The 15,078-nt window shown below is 69.3% G+C and carries 14 protein-coding genes, 1 tRNA gene and 1 pseudogene; 6 read left to right on the top strand and 10 right to left on the bottom strand.

The window, feature by feature from the left end; translation table 11 throughout:
• From MLY01S_RS07580 to MLY01S_RS07550, 7 genes and pseudogenes are all read right to left on the bottom strand, one after another.
• Positions 1-960, bottom strand: a 960-nt coding sequence (locus tag MLY01S_RS07580; RefSeq protein ID WP_373279962.1) for a protein kinase domain-containing protein, incomplete at its 3' end; no start/stop codon positions are given.
• Positions 961-1,013: 53 nt separating this feature from the next.
• Positions 1,014-3,155 (bottom strand): protein kinase domain-containing protein, encoded by a 2,142-nt coding sequence (locus MLY01S_RS07575; RefSeq protein ID WP_082739840.1) that lies wholly within the window; start codon positions 3,153-3,155, stop codon positions 1,014-1,016.
• Complete coding sequence (locus MLY01S_RS07570; RefSeq protein WP_067190837.1) at positions 3,152-4,603, bottom strand: penicillin-binding transpeptidase domain-containing protein; 1,452 nt, start codon at positions 4,601-4,603, stop codon at positions 3,152-3,154. Before MLY01S_RS07570 ends, MLY01S_RS07575 begins: the two co-directional genes overlap by 4 nt.
• Complete coding sequence (locus MLY01S_RS07565) at positions 4,600-6,060, bottom strand: FtsW/RodA/SpoVE family cell cycle protein (RefSeq protein ID WP_082739839.1); 1,461 nt, start codon at positions 6,058-6,060, stop codon at positions 4,600-4,602. The genes MLY01S_RS07570 and MLY01S_RS07565 overlap by 4 nt, the downstream gene beginning before the upstream one ends.
• A pseudogene (locus tag MLY01S_RS07560) lies at positions 6,060-7,853 on the bottom strand (PP2C family protein-serine/threonine phosphatase); the annotation flags it as partial. The pseudogene MLY01S_RS07560 and the gene MLY01S_RS07565, both read right to left, overlap by 1 nt.
• A 3-nt stretch (positions 7,854-7,856) precedes the next feature.
• A complete protein-coding gene (locus tag MLY01S_RS07555) occupies positions 7,857-8,405 on the bottom strand; it encodes an FHA domain-containing protein FhaB/FipA (protein WP_067190834.1) in 549 nt (182 codons plus the stop codon).
• Positions 8,402-9,352: an FHA domain-containing protein gene (locus MLY01S_RS07550; RefSeq protein ID WP_067190833.1), complete on the bottom strand. Its 951-nt coding sequence runs from the start codon at positions 9,350-9,352 to the stop codon at positions 8,402-8,404. Before MLY01S_RS07550 ends, MLY01S_RS07555 begins: the two co-directional genes overlap by 4 nt.
• Before the next feature lie 213 nt (positions 9,353-9,565).
• On the opposite strand from MLY01S_RS07550, the gene MLY01S_RS07545 reads away from it, so the two are divergent.
• Positions 9,566-9,649, top strand: a tRNA-Leu gene (locus MLY01S_RS07545).
• A gap of 79 nt (positions 9,650-9,728) precedes the next feature.
• On the opposite strand, the gene MLY01S_RS07540 is transcribed toward MLY01S_RS07545, so the two are convergent.
• Together MLY01S_RS07540 and MLY01S_RS12650 are read right to left on the bottom strand one after the other, a co-directional pair.
• Positions 9,729-11,012: a tyrosine-type recombinase/integrase gene (locus MLY01S_RS07540; RefSeq protein WP_067190832.1), complete on the bottom strand. Its 1,284-nt coding sequence runs from the start codon at positions 11,010-11,012 to the stop codon at positions 9,729-9,731.
• Positions 11,013-11,062: 50 nt separating this feature from the next.
• Positions 11,063-11,551 carry a hypothetical protein gene (locus MLY01S_RS12650; RefSeq protein WP_067190830.1) on the bottom strand — a complete coding sequence of 163 codons (489 nt, stop codon included), beginning with the start codon at positions 11,549-11,551 and terminating at the stop codon, positions 11,063-11,065.
• 203 nt (positions 11,552-11,754) lie between these two features.
• On the opposite strand from MLY01S_RS12650, the gene MLY01S_RS07530 reads away from it, so the two are divergent.
• The 5 genes from MLY01S_RS07530 (at position 11,755) to MLY01S_RS07510 (ending at position 14,307) form a co-directional block, all read left to right on the top strand.
• The gene (locus MLY01S_RS07530) at positions 11,755-11,973 is read left to right on the top strand and encodes a helix-turn-helix domain-containing protein (protein WP_067190828.1); all 219 of its coding nucleotides are present in this window, start codon (positions 11,755-11,757) and stop codon (positions 11,971-11,973) included.
• Between the two features lie 320 nt (positions 11,974-12,293).
• Positions 12,294-13,139 carry an AraC family transcriptional regulator gene (locus MLY01S_RS07525; protein ID WP_067190826.1) on the top strand — a complete coding sequence of 282 codons (846 nt, stop codon included), beginning with the start codon at positions 12,294-12,296 and terminating at the stop codon, positions 13,137-13,139.
• 157 nt (positions 13,140-13,296) lie between these two features.
• Positions 13,297-13,503 (top strand): hypothetical protein, encoded by a 207-nt coding sequence (locus MLY01S_RS07520; RefSeq protein ID WP_067190824.1) that lies wholly within the window; start codon positions 13,297-13,299, stop codon positions 13,501-13,503.
• A 16-nt stretch (positions 13,504-13,519) separates the two neighbouring features.
• Positions 13,520-13,702 carry a hypothetical protein gene (locus MLY01S_RS07515; RefSeq protein WP_067190822.1) on the top strand — a complete coding sequence of 61 codons (183 nt, stop codon included), beginning with the start codon at positions 13,520-13,522 and terminating at the stop codon, positions 13,700-13,702.
• Positions 13,703-13,710: 8 nt separating this feature from the next.
• The gene (locus tag MLY01S_RS07510; RefSeq protein WP_067190820.1) at positions 13,711-14,307 is read left to right on the top strand and encodes a Fic/DOC family protein; all 597 of its coding nucleotides are present in this window, start codon (positions 13,711-13,713) and stop codon (positions 14,305-14,307) included.
• A 39-nt stretch (positions 14,308-14,346) separates the two neighbouring features.
• Here the strand turns inward: MLY01S_RS07510 and MLY01S_RS07505 are convergent, their stop codons facing one another.
• Complete coding sequence (locus MLY01S_RS07505; RefSeq protein WP_067190845.1) at positions 14,347-15,024, bottom strand: nucleoside/nucleotide kinase family protein; 678 nt, start codon at positions 15,022-15,024, stop codon at positions 14,347-14,349.
• Positions 15,025-15,078: the final 54 nt, after the last annotated feature.

Genomic DNA, 15,078 nt, shown 5'->3' with positions numbered 1-15,078 from the left:
GGCGCCGGCCGCCGGCAGGGCGGGGGTGGAGTCCTCGGAGGGGGTGGGGCCGGCGGGGGCGTCCGCGTCCGGATCCACGAGCGGCAGTGCTCCCGTCTGCGTCTGCTCGGGGGAGCCGAGGGCCTCCACGAGGGCGGCGGCGAACTGGTCCGCGTCGTCGAAGCGGTCGTCGGGCTCCTTGGCCAGCGCGGTGAGCACCACCGCGTCGAGGGCGGGGGTCACGTCCGGGTTCAGCGTGGACGGGCGCGGCGGGTCCTGGCGGACGTGCTGGTAGGCCACGGACACGGGGGACTCGCCCAGGAACGGCGGGCGGCCGGTGAGCAGCTCGAAGGCCACGCAGCCCACGGAGTACAGGTCCGAACGGGTGCCCACGGTCCCGCCCATCGCCTGCTCGGGGGAGAGGTACTGGGCGGTGCCCACCACGGTCTGCGTCTGGGTCATGGTGGCAGAGGTGTCCGCGAGAGCGCGGGCGATGCCGAAGTCCATCACCTTGACCTCGCCGGAGCCGGTGACCATGACGTTCGCCGGCTTGATGTCCCGGTGCACGATCCCGAGGCCGTGCGAGTAGGAGAGGGCGGCCAGGACGCCGTCGAGCCACGCCACCGCCTCCTCCACGGTGACGTCTCCGGCGCCGATGGCGTCCTTCATGGTGCCGCCGTCCACGTGCTCCATGACGAGGAACGGGCAGGACACCTCGTGGGCGTGGCGGTCCTCGATGTCCTCCTCGCCCGTGTCGAAGACGTGGACGATGTTCGGGTGGTTCAGGGAGGCCGAGCTGGTGGCCTCGCGCCGGAACCGGGACTGGAACTGGGGGTCCCGGGCCAGGTCCGGGCGCATCATCTTGATCGCCACCGTCCGCTTCAGGCGCAGGTCGGTGCCGCGGTACACGTCGGCCATGCCGCCGCGGCCGATCAGATCCTCCATCCGATAGCGGCCGTTGAGGATGTGCTCAGTGGACACGTGATGCTCCCGTCCGTCCTGGGTGCGACGTCACCGGTGAGAGCCCCCGGGGCTCAGCCGGTCACGTCCTCGTCGGTCGGCTCCGCCGGGGCGGTCGTCTCGCCGGTGTCCGGTCCCTCCGTGGGCTGGTCGGTCTCCGTCGGCTCCTCGGTCGGGTCGTCCGTCGGGACCTCGGTCGGGTCCTCGGTCGGGTCCTCGGTGGGGTCTTCGGTGGGCTCTTCGGTCGGGTCCTCGGTGGGCTCCGGCTCGGTCGTCGGCTCGCCGGTCGGCTCTTCGGTCGGTTCCTCGCTGGTGGTCGGGTCGGAGGAGGGCTCCTCCGTCGGCTTCTGCGTGGGTTCCTCCGAGGGCTCGGAGGTCGGCGCGGCGGACTCGGTGGGCTCCGGCTCCGTCGTCGGCTCGCCGGTCGGGGCCGCGGAGGTGGTCGGGGCGGGTGCCTCGCCGCCGCTCCCGGCGGCGACGATCAGCTGCACCGGGGTGTCGTAGCGGTGGCGCTCGCCGGAGCCCGGGTTCACGCGGACGACCTCGCCGGCGGCGCCCGCGGCGGACGGGTCGTCCACGCGGTCCACGCTGAAGCCGGCGTCCTGCAGGACGGTGGTCGCCTGCTCGGCGGCCATGCCCACCAGGTCGGCCGGGATCTCACCCATGCCGGTGGAGACGTCCAGGGTCACCGTGTCACCGGCGGTCAGGCCGGTCAGCGGGGCCAGCCCGACGACGGTCCCCTCCTCGGCGCGGTCGTCCGCCTCCGTCTGGTCGGCCTCCAGGCCCTTGGACTCGATCTGCGGCACGACCTCGGCCGCCGGGCGCCCGACGTACTCGTCCTCCCGGAGCGTGATCTCCCCGACCTCCGACTGCGGGGCGTCGTCCCCGGCTCCAAGCATCTCCGAGACCCTCGGCCACAGCAGCGCGCCGAGCACGGCGAACGCGAGGAGCAGCAGCAGGGCGACCAGCGGCCAGCGGGGACCGCGGCGGCGGCCGTCGTTCCGGGTGGCCTCGGGGCCGACGACGGTCGAGCGCGCGCGGCGGTCCCCGTCGTCCAGGTCGAGGCGGCCGGTGTCCTGGCGGTGTTCCGGCGCGTCCGCGGCGGCGGAGATCGGCTGGTGCTGTTCGCGGGCGGCGTCGCGGGAGTCCTGCGAGTCGTCGATCCGAGGCATCGAGGCGGTGCGCGGTGCGGCCGTGGCACCGGTCGCACCCACACCAGCTGCGGCACCGGCTGCGGCACCGGAGTCCGGCGGGACGACGTCCGTGGCGTGGGTGTCCCGCATGCCCGAGTAGTCGACCGGCGCGGTCTGGGCGTCCAGGGTGGTGGTGGCCTCGCTGTCCGCGTACTCCTCGAGGAACGGGCGCAGGGTCGGCACGGCCTCGACCGCACCGGCGGTGTCGTGGCGGCGCAGCGCGTCCGCGGCCTCGGAGAGCGCGGTGGCGTCCGAGGGGCGCTCCTGGGCCTCCTTGGACAGCAGGCACATGATCAGCGCGCGCACCGGAGCCGGGATGGTCTCCGGCAGCGGAGGCGGCGGATCGTTGACCTGGGCCAGGGCGATCGCGATCTGGGACTCGCCGGTGAACGGACGACGGCCCACGAGGGACTCGTAGCCGATGACGCCGAGCGAGTAGAGGTCGGAGGCGCCGGTGGCCTGCTGGCCCGTGGCCTGCTCGGGGGCGAGGTACTGGGCGGTGCCCATGACCTGGCCGGTGGCCGTCAGCGGCACCTGGTCCGCGAGGCGGGCGATGCCGAAGTCGGTGACCTTGACACGGCCGGTGGGGGTGATCAGCAGGTTGCCCGGCTTCACGTCGCGGTGGACCAGACCCTGGGCATGGGCGGCCGAGAGGGCGGCCGCGGTCTGGGAGATGATCTTCAGCGTGCGGTCCGGGGAGAGGACCTTGTCCTTCTCCAGGATCGACGAGAGCGGCTGCCCGGGCACGAGCTCCATGACGAGGTAGGCGGAGCCCTTCTCCTCGCCGTAGTCGTACACGTTCGCCACGCCGGGGTGGTTCAGCAGCGCGGTGTGCTGGGCCTCGGCGCGGAAGCGGCGCAGGAAGTTGGGGTCGCCGGTGTACTCCTCCTTGAGGATCTTCACCGCGGTGATGCGGCCGAGGACCTTGTCTCGTGCCTTCCACACCTCGCCCATGCCGCCGATCGCGATGCGATCGGTGAGCTGGTACCTGCCGCCCAGCGTGATACCGGATGTCGGCCTCATTCTGCGACCACCGCTTCCATGATCCTCTTCATGTTGTCCACCGTCAGACGGCGTCCTGTGCCCAAGTCTGTGTTCTCGATGACGATCGTCACCGCGTAGCGCGGGTTCTCCGCCGGAGCGAAGCCCGTGATCCACGAGTGCACCGCGTCGGTGCCGTCGATCTGCGCCGTGCCCGTCTTCGCCGCGATCTGCACCTGAGAGGAGCGGGCACCCGAGGCGCCGCCCTCCTCGACGACCGCGACCATCATGTCCCGCACCTGTGCGGCGACGTCTTCACTGGTGACCCGGCCGCGCTCGCGCGGGCTGAACGACTCGACCACGGACAGGTCCGACCTGCGGATCGACTCCACGAGCTGCGGCTCCATCAGCATCCCGCCGTTGGCGATGCCGGAGGCCACCATGTTCATCTGCAGGGCCGTGGCCTGCACGTCCCGCTGGCCGATCGCCGACTGCGCGAGCGCGGCGTCGTCGAGGTCCTGCGGGAACCGGGATGCCGCGACGTCCAGCGGCATCTCGAAGTCCTGGTTGAAGCCGAAGCGCTCGGCCACTTCACGGATCTTGTCCTGGCCGAGATCGACGGCGGCCTCGGCGAACGGGGTGTTGCACGAGTTCGCCATGATCCAGGTCAGCGATGCCGTGGACCGGGTGCCGCACTGGGCACCCTCTCCGCTGTAGTTGCCCATCTGGGTACGGGTGCCGGGCAGCGTGTAGCGCTCCGGCACCTCGAGCTCGTCGTCCGGGGAGTAGTCGCCGGACTCGAGCATGGCGATGGCGTCGATGAGCTTGAAGGTGGAGCCGGGGGAGATGAGCTGCTGCGTGGCGCGGTTGGTGTAGGCGCTGCCGCCCGGGATCGACTCGAGCTCCTCCATGGCGGCCCGCGACTCGGCGAGGTTCTGTGAGGAGACGGCGTTCGCATCGAAGGTCGGGCGCGAGGTCATGCCGACGATCCGGCCGGTGTCCACCTCGGTGACCACGATCGAGCCGCGGACGCCGTCCGGCAGGGCGCCGTAGATCAGGCGCTGGATGTCCGAGTCCAGGGTCAGCTCGACCTGGTCGCCCTGGGCGGTGGAGCCGGTGACGATCTCCAACGCACGGTCCATGAACGCGGAGGTCGGCGTGCCGGCGAGGTACCGGTTGAGCTTCTGCTCCAGGCCGGAGGCGCCGTAGTTGAGGGAGTACATGCCGGTGATGGGCGCGTACATGCCGGACTCCGAGTACTGCCGGAGGTAGGCGAAGCGGCCGTCCGACTCGACGGACTGCGCGATCGGCTCGCCGTCCACCAGGATCGGGCCGCGCGGGGCGCCGTACTCGAGGTAGATCTGGCGACGGTTCAGGGGGTCCTCCTTGAGCTGGTCGGCCAGGACCACCTGGATGGTCGAGCCGGCCACGAGCAGCACGAGCACCAGGGCCACGGCCACCATCCACATGCGACGGATCGCCTCGTTCATGCGCGATCACCTCCCACGGCGGCGCGGCGGGCGGATCCGCGGCGCCCCGCGCCGCGACGGTGCGGCTCGAGGGCCACGAGCTTGGCCGGATCCTGGTGGCCGGCACCCGGGCCGGACGCGTTGACCATGTCGTCCACCACCACGGGGCGGCGGGCAGAATGGGAGATGCGCAGCACCAGTCCCACGATGATCCAGTTGGCGAGCAGCGAGGAGCCGCCGGCCGCCAGGAACGGGGTGGTCAGGCCGGTCATCGGGATCACGAGCATGACGCCGCCGGCCACCACGAACAGCTGCCAGGCGAGCGTGAACGCCAGGCCGGCCGCGAGGACCTTGCCGAAGGCGTCGCGGGCGCCCAGGGCGGCGCGCATGATGCGGGTGAACAGCAGCAGGTAGAGGACCAGGACGGCGGACAGGCCGACGAAGCCGAGCTCCTCGCCGATGGTCGCCAGGATCATGTCCGAGTGGTTCAGCGGCACGCGCCACGGGGAGCCGGCGCCGAGGCCGGTGCCCATGAAGCCGCCGGAGGCCATGCCGAACACGCCCTCGACCACCTGCAGGGAGCCGCCGAACTGACGCTCGTAGATCTGCCTGTCGAAGGCGTTGAGCCACACGTCGAAGCGGGCGGTGACGTGCGGCATGAACAGGAACGCCAGGACGGCGCCCAGGCCGATCAGTCCCAGGCCCAGCAGGATCCACGAAGCGCGCGAGGTGGCGATGTAGAGCATCGCCATGAACAGGCCGAAGAACAGGAGCGCGGAGCCGAGGTCGCGCTGGAAGACCAGCACGCCCAGTGCCACGAGCCAGGCCACCACGAGGGGTCCGAGGTCGCGCATGCGCGGGAAGGTCAGGGGCCCGACCTTCTTGCCGGCGAGCAGGATCAGGTCCCGGTTCGCCGAGAGGTAGCCGGCGAAGAACACGGCCAGTGTGATCTTGGCGATCTCGCCGGGCTGGAAGGTGCCGACGCCGAGGTTCACCCAGATCCGCGCGCCGTTGACGGTCATGCCGATGCCCGGCAGCAGCGGCAGGACCAGCAGCACCGCGGAGAGAGCGAGGAACAGGTAGGGCCAGCGGCGCAGCAGCCGGTGGTCGCGGACGAACCAGAGCAGCGCTCCGGCCATGGCCATGGCCACCACGGTCCACACCAGCTGGGTGGTGGCGTTGGCCAGGGTGTTCGACGTCTCGAGCCGGTGGATGATCGCCAGGCCCAGGCCGTTGAGCGTCACCGTGATCGGCAGGATGTAGGGGTCGGCGAAGGGCGCGCGCAGGCGCAGCACCACATGCAGGGCCAGGCTCGCCGCGGCGAGCACGCCGGACTGGACCCAGTAGGCGGTGGTGATCTCCTGCTCGGTGCCGATGGCGCCGAGCAGGTTCGCGCCCAGGCCGATGCCGAGGGCCAGCACCAGCAGGAGGAGCTCCACGTTGCGCCGCGGGTGCGGCGGTGAGATGACGCCGGGCATCAGTCACCCCCGTTCGAGGAGGACGAGCCGCTCGGGGCGGGGCTGCGCGAGCCGGACGGAGACGGCGTGGCGGACCCGGAGCGGGAGGGCGTCGTCGAGGCGGACCCGGAACGGGAGGGCGAGGAGGACGGGTCGTCCGAGGAGCTCGAGGACGCCGGGGACGACGACGGCTCCTCGCCGCCGTCGGACTCCTCGCCGGTGTCTCGGCGCAGGTCCGCGACGATCTGGTCCGCGTGCTCCTGGTCCCGGGCGGAGATGCCGGACTCCACCCGCGTGCGGGTGTAGCCGGTCAGGCTGTCCACGGACAGATCGGTGTCCCGGTCCACCTCGGACAGCTCGAGGGGGCCCAGCCGCTGGGAGACGCCCTTGAAGACGGCGACCTTCCCCTCGTGCTCGCCCACGTAGTACTGGGTCTGGGTCCAGAGGTACCCCCAGCCCAGCAGGACGGCCAGGATCAAGGCCAGCAGCGCTGCGAAGACGGGCACGAAGAAGCCGCGGCGGTACGTCGACTCGCGGGTGTCCTCCTCCGCGGAGAGATCCTCGTCCTGCGTCTGCGTGGCCGTGCGCGCGTCTGCCGACGCGGCTGCGCCGTCCGCGCCTTCCGCAGACGGGGCGCTGCCGGAGGCGGGGGAGTCGGCGGTGTCCGCGGCGCTCGCCGAGCCGGGGGTGCCGACTGCGGCCGCTCCCGCGGCGGCGGCGCCGTTCGGGGCGGAGTCCCCCTCTCCGGCAGAGCCGATCGCGGAGGCGGGTGCCGTCGTCGGGACCTCGGAGGTGGCCGGCTCCGCGCGGGAGGAGCCCGTCAGGATGGCGGCGGCACGGCGCGGCCGGTTGTCCGGGGCCGGCTCCTCGCCGAGCAGGGTGGCGGCACGGCGCTTCGTGGTGGCGCGTGTGACGATCGGGACGCGGTCCGTCTTCACGGCGGCGGAGGCGGCGCCGACCAGGATGTGCGGGCGCACCTGAAGGTCCTCGCGCAGCAGGCGGCCGGAGACCGGGCCGACCTCCGGCGGATGCGCGGCCGCCAGGGCCTCGTCCGACAGGTGCAGCGACTGGACCGGGGCGAGCTCCTCCTCGGTGCCCTCCGCGACCTCGAAGACGATCACCGTGACGTTGTCATGGGCGCCGCCCTTGAGGGTCAGGTCCACGAGCTCGTCCACGGCGTCCTCGAGGGTCTCGGCCTGCTCCACGGTCTGCTTGATCGTGGGCACCGTGACCACGTCCGTCAGGCCGTCCGAGCAGAACAGCCAGCGCTCGCCGACCGTCACCGGGACCTCGAACACGTCCAGCTCCGGGGAGGCGTCCACGTCGCCGAGCACCCGCATGAGCACGTTCTTGTTCGGGTGGTGCTCGGCCTCCTCCTTGGACAGGCGGCCCTCTTCCACGAGGCGCTGCACGAAGGTGTGGTCGCGCGTGATCTGCTCGAACTCGCCGTCCCTGAGGCGGTAGGCGCGCGAGTCTCCGATGTGCGCCATGTAGAGCGTGTCCCCGGCGAGCAGACCGGCGGTGCAGGTGGTGCCCATGCCGGCGAGCTTCGGGTTCGCGTGGACCAGCTCGTTGAGGACCAGGTTCGCGTTCTGGATCTCGTCCGGCAGCACGGTCGCCGGGTCGTCGTAGCCGGTGGCGTCCAGCGGGGCCAGGTCCAGCACGGCCGAGGCCGAGGCGACGTCGCCGCCCACATGCCCGCCCATGCCGTCGGCAAGCACCACGAGATGACGACCCGCATAGGCGGAGTCGTCGTTCTTCGAGCGGATCCTGCCGACGTCGGACTTGGCGGCGCAGTGGAGGACGTAGGGCATGGGTCAGGCCTTGATCTCCATGACGGTCTTGCCGATCCGGATGGAGTCGCCGGGGCCGACGGGCAGGGCGCGGGAGATCTGGCTGCCGTTCACGAAGGTGCCGTTGGTGGAGCCGAGGTCCTCGAGGAACCAGCGGGTGCCCTGCGGGAACAGGCGGGCGTGGCGGCCCGAGGCGTAGTCGTCCTCCAGCACGAGGTCTGCGTCCTGGGCGCGGCCCATGAGCAGGGCCTGCCCCTGCAGGTCGATCTCACGTCCGGCCAGCGGGCCCTTGTCCACCATGAGGGTGCTGGCCAGCCGCGGTGCCGGGGTCGGCGGCCCGGAGTGCACGGTGCGGCCGCCCGCAGGGGCGCCGTGGTGCTCCGGTGCGGCGGAGCCGCCGGCGGCGGCCGGGGCCGACGCGGCGGAGGCGGTGACCGGGGCCGCGTCCCGGCGGGTCTTGTTGCGGCGGCCCACCACGAGGTCGCGGCCCTGGGACGTGACGATCGAGACGATCAAGATCCAGAGGGCCAGCAGGAGCCCGAAGCGCAGCGCGGCGATGGCGAGTTCGCTCATCGGACCTCCTGTCCCGGGGCGGCGTGGAAGACCAGGGTTGTCTGTCCCACGGTGATGCGATCACTGTCGTGGAGCGTGACGGACCCGTCAACCCGGCGGCCGTTCACGGTCACGCCGTTGCGAGAGCCCAGGTCGATCAGGGTCACGTTCCGGCCTGTGCGGATGAGGCGGACGTGCTCCCGGGAGACCGACGAGTCGGACAGCACGAGGTCGGCGCGCTCGTTCGAGCGGCCCACCACGATGTCCTCCTGCTCCAGCGGATGCAGGCGGCCGTCCACCTCGAGGGAGGGGACGGAGGACTCGGCGCCCGGGCGCGGCACCACCCGGGTGCGGTCGGGGGCGTCGTCCGGATCGTGAGGGTCCCGTGCGTCTGCGGCATGGGAGCCCTCGCCGTAGGCGCCCCGGCGGCCGGCGGCGGGCATGCGCGGACGCTCGGAGCGGCGCGGGGCGGCGGGGCCCACCGGGGCCTCGTCCTCCACGAGCCGCTGCGGCGGCTCCTCCACGGCGGCGGCCCCGGGGGCGCTGCCGAACGGGGAGGGGGAGTCCTGGGGGACGCGGTCGTCCGAGGCGGCGGAGCCGTCGTCGAGACGGGAGTCCACCTCGATCCGGCCCTCGCGGAGGTCCACGTCCGCGTGGAAGGCGACCCGCACGGTGCCGGGGAGCGTGTACTGCTGGGAGTCGGCGTACCGGATGACCTCGTCGCAGAGCTCCTGCGCCAGGGCGGTGCCCCAGTCACGTGCGCGCTCGAAGTCCGGCTCGGAGAAGCGCACCACGAAGTCGTTGGGCGCGACGACATGACCCTCGGACACCGTGATGGACTCGTCGTCCATCTCATGGCGCAGGGCCGAGGCGATCTCGACGGGCTTCACGGCCTGGGAGCCGCCCGCGGAGAACGCCGACCGCACGGCCTTCTCCAGGCCGCGCTCCAGGTTGTCCAGAAGGCCCAAGGGGCACTCCTTTCCGCAGATGTCGCCTTCGATACTACGGGGACAGCTCGGTGAACTCCTGGGAGCGGCCGGGCGCGGCCTCCGAACGGATGCCGAATCGTGGCCGTTCGGAGGCGCCTGGTGCCGATTTGCGCGCTGTCGAACGGGTGCGGTAAGGTATTCCTCGCTGCTCAGGACGAGGCCGGTGACGCCGGATCGCCTGGGAGGCCGCTCGCGCGAGTGGCGGAATTGGTAGACGCGCTGGCTTCAGGTGCCAGTGTTCGCAAGAACGTGGGGGTTCAAGTCCCCCCTCGCGCACGCGAATGAAATGGCTCCTGACCTGGGATTTTATCTCTCGGGTTGGGGGTCATTTCGCGTTGAAGTGCTAGAAAAAGTGCTAAGCCTTGCCGAGATGTGCGGCGAAGCGGTCTACTGCCGACCTCTGCATGGTCGGGGTGACGTGGGAGTAGATGTTCATCGTCGTGGTGATCGTTGAGTGCCCTAAACGCTCTTGGACAACCTTGGGGTGCTCGCCGAGTTCGAGCAGCAGCGTCGCGTGGGTGTGACGCAGCCCCTTGATCGTGACGCGGTGCAGACTGTCGAACTTCGCGGTCGCCCACTTCAAGCGGCGATCCCATCGGCTCGTCATCGCGTCGGGTGAGCGCAGCTTGCCGTCGTCGTCTCCGAACACATAGGCGTCGGCTTTCGCCAGCTCGAACGAGAGTTCGGCGCGGGCGACCTTGTACGAGGCGAGCACCTTTAGAGTTTCGGCGTCTACATCGATCACGCGGGCCTGCCCGGTCTTGGGTGGCTTGGTCTTCGTCCAGTCGTCGGTATCGACCGCGCGGCGGATGCTGACCTGCATTGCCTTGCCATTGATATCGCTCCACTTGAGCGCCACAGCTTCACTGCGTCTCATGCCGGTGTAAGCGATGAGACGCCATAGCGGGAACAGCTCGTCTTCCAGCTCGTCACGGTTCCAGGTGAGGAACAGGGCGAGCTGATCGGCTGTCCAGGTCGCAATCTCGGGCTTTTGCGCCCGCACTTCGCTCGTGGTCGGGGCTTTCACGGTGCGCTTCTTCTTCGCAGGGTTCACGGTCAGGTGCCCGTCGTCTATCGCGGCATCGAGGATCGCGCCCAGTACGACATGCACCTTGTGAACCGAGTTGGCCGACAGCGGTTTGCCCTTGCCGTATTCGTCTTTGCGGCCGTGGGTTTCGAGGTCTCGGTAGTGGCGGGCGATCCTGGTGGCGGTGAGCTTGTCGAGCCGGATCGTGCCGAGCTGGGGCTTGATGTGGTTGCGGATGATCTTCTTGTATCCCTTGATCGTGGATGCCGCGAGCTTCAAGCCCGCCGCCCACTCATCCGCGTACGCGCCAATGGTGGGCACCTTGTTTCCGAACTTCTCGTTCTGTTTCCGCTGTTTCAACGCCTCCTGCAAGGCGTCGTTGGCTTCATCGGTGCTGGTAAATCCGGAGCGGGTGAGACGCCGCATTCCCATCTCGGGGTACTCGGGGTCTTTCAGGACGTAGATCTGGAACCGCCACCGCTTCCCCTTGTCGGTGTCGTAACCCTGGATCGAGCCGGGCTGCCGAGAGCGGGAGCGACGTGCGGGTTTCACCTCCTCGCCTGCGGTATCCGCGCCGGAGTCGCGCCCGGCGGCTGTGGCCTTTCGTGCCATTGCCTCATCCTTTCTGCTGGATAGGTCGATATCGCTGGGGTGCGCGAGGACTACTCGGTGCTGCCTGGTGCGAGGCGGTCGAGGAAGTCGGGGCCGCTGAATACGCGCCCGCTCGGGTCGATCTGCTCGCCGCGCACCCGGATGAACCGTGCGCGCTCCCGCTGCTCCGCGAGACGCTGCATATAGGTCTCGGTGCTCGGGAGCTGGTCGCTGCCGGGGATGCTGAGGGAGGATTCGTAATACTGGATGCGGTTCTGGCAGGCGAACCATTCCTGCTGCCAGTAGGTCAGCAGCCCCTCCGGGGTGAGAGTGAGCCAGCCCTGCATCCATTTCTCAATCTCTTCCGGCAGATACTCGCCAGGCACCCCCGTCACGCCACTCGCGGCGTCGGGCGGGGTGAGGAGCGCTGCCGGGGTGGTGCGCAACAGGTAGGCGATCACCGTGAGGTCGTCCACGTCCACGCGGCGATCCCCAGCTTCGAGCTTGCTGATCCCCGACGGGGAGAGTTTTCGCCCCGCGTCGGTCAGCAGCTTCGACATGGTGCGCAAGTCCATACCGATCGCTTGACGGGCCGCACGGATGTTCCCGGCGACGTACTGATTGGTGTGTCCCGGCGGGTTGCCCCGCACCCTCTCTGTTTCCATACTAAGAACATACATGGTTGTACTTGACACAGCAAGGTTTGGCTTCTACCGTGGTAGGCACCCCTCAATCTCCCTGTATCGGATCGGACGGTGACCTCATGCGGCAGAGCACCCTGGACATGGACGACCTCCGCAAGCGGCGCAGCCTGGTCATCACCCGCAAAGAAGCCGCCGAAGCACTCGGGGTCGATCCCCGCACGATCACCACGAGCATCAACGAGGGCACCATCCCGCATGTGAAGCTCGGGCGGCGCATCGTGATCCCGCGCGAGAAGTTCCTCGCCCTCTTCGCCGACGCCACCCCCGGCGAGTCGTAGGCGGTGCGCTATGGCGGTGCCGATTCGGCACCCCCGCGCCGAGTTCCCACAGGAATGTCGGCAATACCACATGGAATCTCTGACGCTGGTAATCGGCTGCGGTATCGCACCCCGTTCGTTTCCGATGCCTGCCAGCCGCCAAGGCTCGATCTGCTTCGCTGCAGAGACCGTGACGAACGCGCGGGGTCGCAGGTCGAGATGTGCTTTTTCGACTATGGATGAGGTTGTCGCTGGATGCAAGGCGTCCCGATCGACCCGGACCGGAACTGTCGGACATGAGTCGGGATCGATCCGCATGCTTGATTGCGAAGGGGGTCACTGTGATCGTTGAACTCAATCGGCTGATCGAGGCCGTCGAGGCACACCTGTCCGACGACCTCGACATCGCTGCACTGGCGCGCACGTTCGGTACGACCGAGTACCACCTGCGGCGAATGTTCTCGTCACTGACGGGCATGCCGTTGTCCGAGTATGTGCGGCGGCGGCGGATGACTGTGGCCGCGGCCGAGGTCGTGGACGGTGCTCCGCTGCTGGATGTCGCGGTCCGGTTCGGCTACGGCTCGACCGAGGCGTTCGGACGGGCCTTTCAGGCGGTCCACGGCACCAGCCCCGGCGACGTGCGCAAGAACGGCGGCCCCCTTCGATCACAACCGCAACTCAGGCTCCGCCTGACCGTCGAAGGGAACACCTCTATGGACACTCGCATCACCGACCGCCCGGCATTCCGGCTCGCTGGTCACTCCGTTCGCGTCCCGCTCATCCACGCGGGTGCAAACCCGCGCATCGAAGCGCATATCGCCGCACTGCCCGCGCAGGAGCATGGACGACTCAAGGCACTCGGCAATACGGAGCCCGCCGGGCTGCTCCAGGTCAGTGCCGATGTCGATCCCGACTACACCGAGGGGACCGAGCTGACCTACCTGCACGGTGTTGCGCTCGATGCGGGGACGACCGCGCCCGACGACCTCGACGTGATCGAGGTTCCGGCTGGCACCTGGGCGGTGTTCCGCACGAGCGGCCCCTACCCGGCAGCATTGCAGCACACCTACGCGGCGTCGGCGTCCGAATGGTTCCCCTCGAACCCGTGGCGCCTGCGCCCCGGCCCCTCAATCGTCGCAGTCCTCGATCGCGCCGAAGATTTCAGCACCGCGACCACCGAACTCTGAATGCCGATCGAACGCGCATAGAGCGACATGCGGGGCCTTCACGAACTCGTCAGCAGATCGTGAAGGCCCCGGTTTCGTTCGGAGGATAATGAGGGGAGACTGCAGCGAACACGACGTAGACTGAACCCGTAACGCCGACCACAAGGAGGCACCCCGCATGGCTACGAAGACTCGCGTATCCGAGGCGCACGTTCAGCGCGTCATTGCGGAAGTGCAGGCCGGGCAGCAGACCGCGGGCGAGGAAATGACTCCCGAGGGTCTGGAGTTGCTGGCTCGCCAGGTGCGCGGCGAAATCACGGTAGACGAAGCCGTCGAAGTGATCGCCGCTCGCACCCGCGCACGCCTCGCCGCCCGCACTGTCTGAACCGTATTGCGTCGCGATGCCTGATCGGTACACCTATCCGGGCAGCGATGTTCTCGTCAACAAGTTCGGCGTTACCGACTACGACGACTGGAAAGACGCCGAGGCGGACTTCATCGGTGCCCGCATGGTGCGTTGCGTGAGCATCCAATCCTCGGCGGATACGACCTTGCGCACCTGCAAGCGATCCACGCGTATCTGACGCAGGACATGTACTCGTGGGGCGGCGAGGTACGCGACACCGACACTCACCCCGGCGGAACTGGAATCGCGCACTGCCGCCCACAGTTCATCGTGCCCGAGGCCGAGCGCGTGTTCGGCATCCTCGCTGAGCGCAACTACCTGCACCGCTTGGACGCGGACGAGTTCTCTGAGGGGCTTGCCTGGGTGTGGGGTGAGACGACAGCGATCCACCCGTTCCGCGACGTGAACACGAGAACCCAGCATGTCTTCTTCAATCAGCTCGCCCGCGATGCTGGATGGGTCATCGACTGGTCGCAGATTCCCGGCGACGTGTTCGCCCACGCTCGCACCCTCGCCATCGTTCAAGACCCCTCGGGCTTGGACGCGCTGATCTGCCCGAATCTCGTCACCGTCGAGGACGCCGCACGGCACGACCGGCTGATAGGGCTGTTGAACGAGCACACTCAGGGCTTCACGACACGCAAGGCCGTCCGCGACCCTGCCGTGCTCGACCGGGAGTTGGACGCTGCACGCGAACGCCGCCGTGCCCTGCCTCCGGTGGATGCGTTCGGATACGACGCCCCGCCTGGCGGCGACCGGGGCGGCCCGCGTCTCGGACGGTAGCCGGGGGCAAGGGCGCGACGCGCCCGCGGCAGCTCTTGTCTATCGTTCGACGCGTGGCAGTCGCCCGTTTGGTCGAGCATGGACGGTCGGCTGTGCGGGGTCGTCGTTGTCGATGATGAGGTCTGCGCTAGCCTCGGGCGAGGCCTCCTGCTCGTACAGCTCGTAGGCGGGCTGGTAGCGCTCGGCATACATGCGCTGGGTTTGTTCCGGGCCGCCCAGATGGGCGCTGTCTCGGTCGATCCCGCGTTGCAGGCACACGGCAGGGCTGGTGCGCACATAGATCGTGGCATCCCAGTGCGCCGCCAGCTCGGGTCGCTGCAAGAACGTGCCATCCACGATCAGCACCGCATCAGGGGCGGCCTTCCACGGTTCGGCGTCGATGGGCTGGTCTGCATCAAGGTCGAACGACTCCGTGCGGATCATCCGATCACCATCGGGGGCGAGAGGCGCGAGCAACAACGACACCACGGCATCAAGGTCGCGGGCATCAAGGTAATACCCCTCGGCCGACATGCGCCCCCGCCGATACCGCTCGACCTTCGGACGGTGGAATCTGTCAATCTGGGCGCGGATCACCGAGCGGCCGGTCTGCTGGATGCCTGCGGCGAGTTCGTCAGCAAACGTGGTCTTGCCCGATGCGGTGCGCCCATCGACCGCCACCCGCACCGGAGCGGTACGGGGAAGCGCCACAATGCGGTGGACGACCTCGCGGATCATCTCGGCCCGTCGATCACCCATCAGCCACCTCGCCTCGTCGCACTTCTACCGTCA

Source organism: Micrococcus lylae NBRC 15355 (genome assembly GCF_001570885.1).
Classification (GTDB): domain Bacteria; phylum Actinomycetota; class Actinomycetes; order Actinomycetales; family Micrococcaceae; genus Micrococcus; species Micrococcus lylae.
This window is presented reverse-complemented; position numbering and strand designations above follow the sequence as displayed.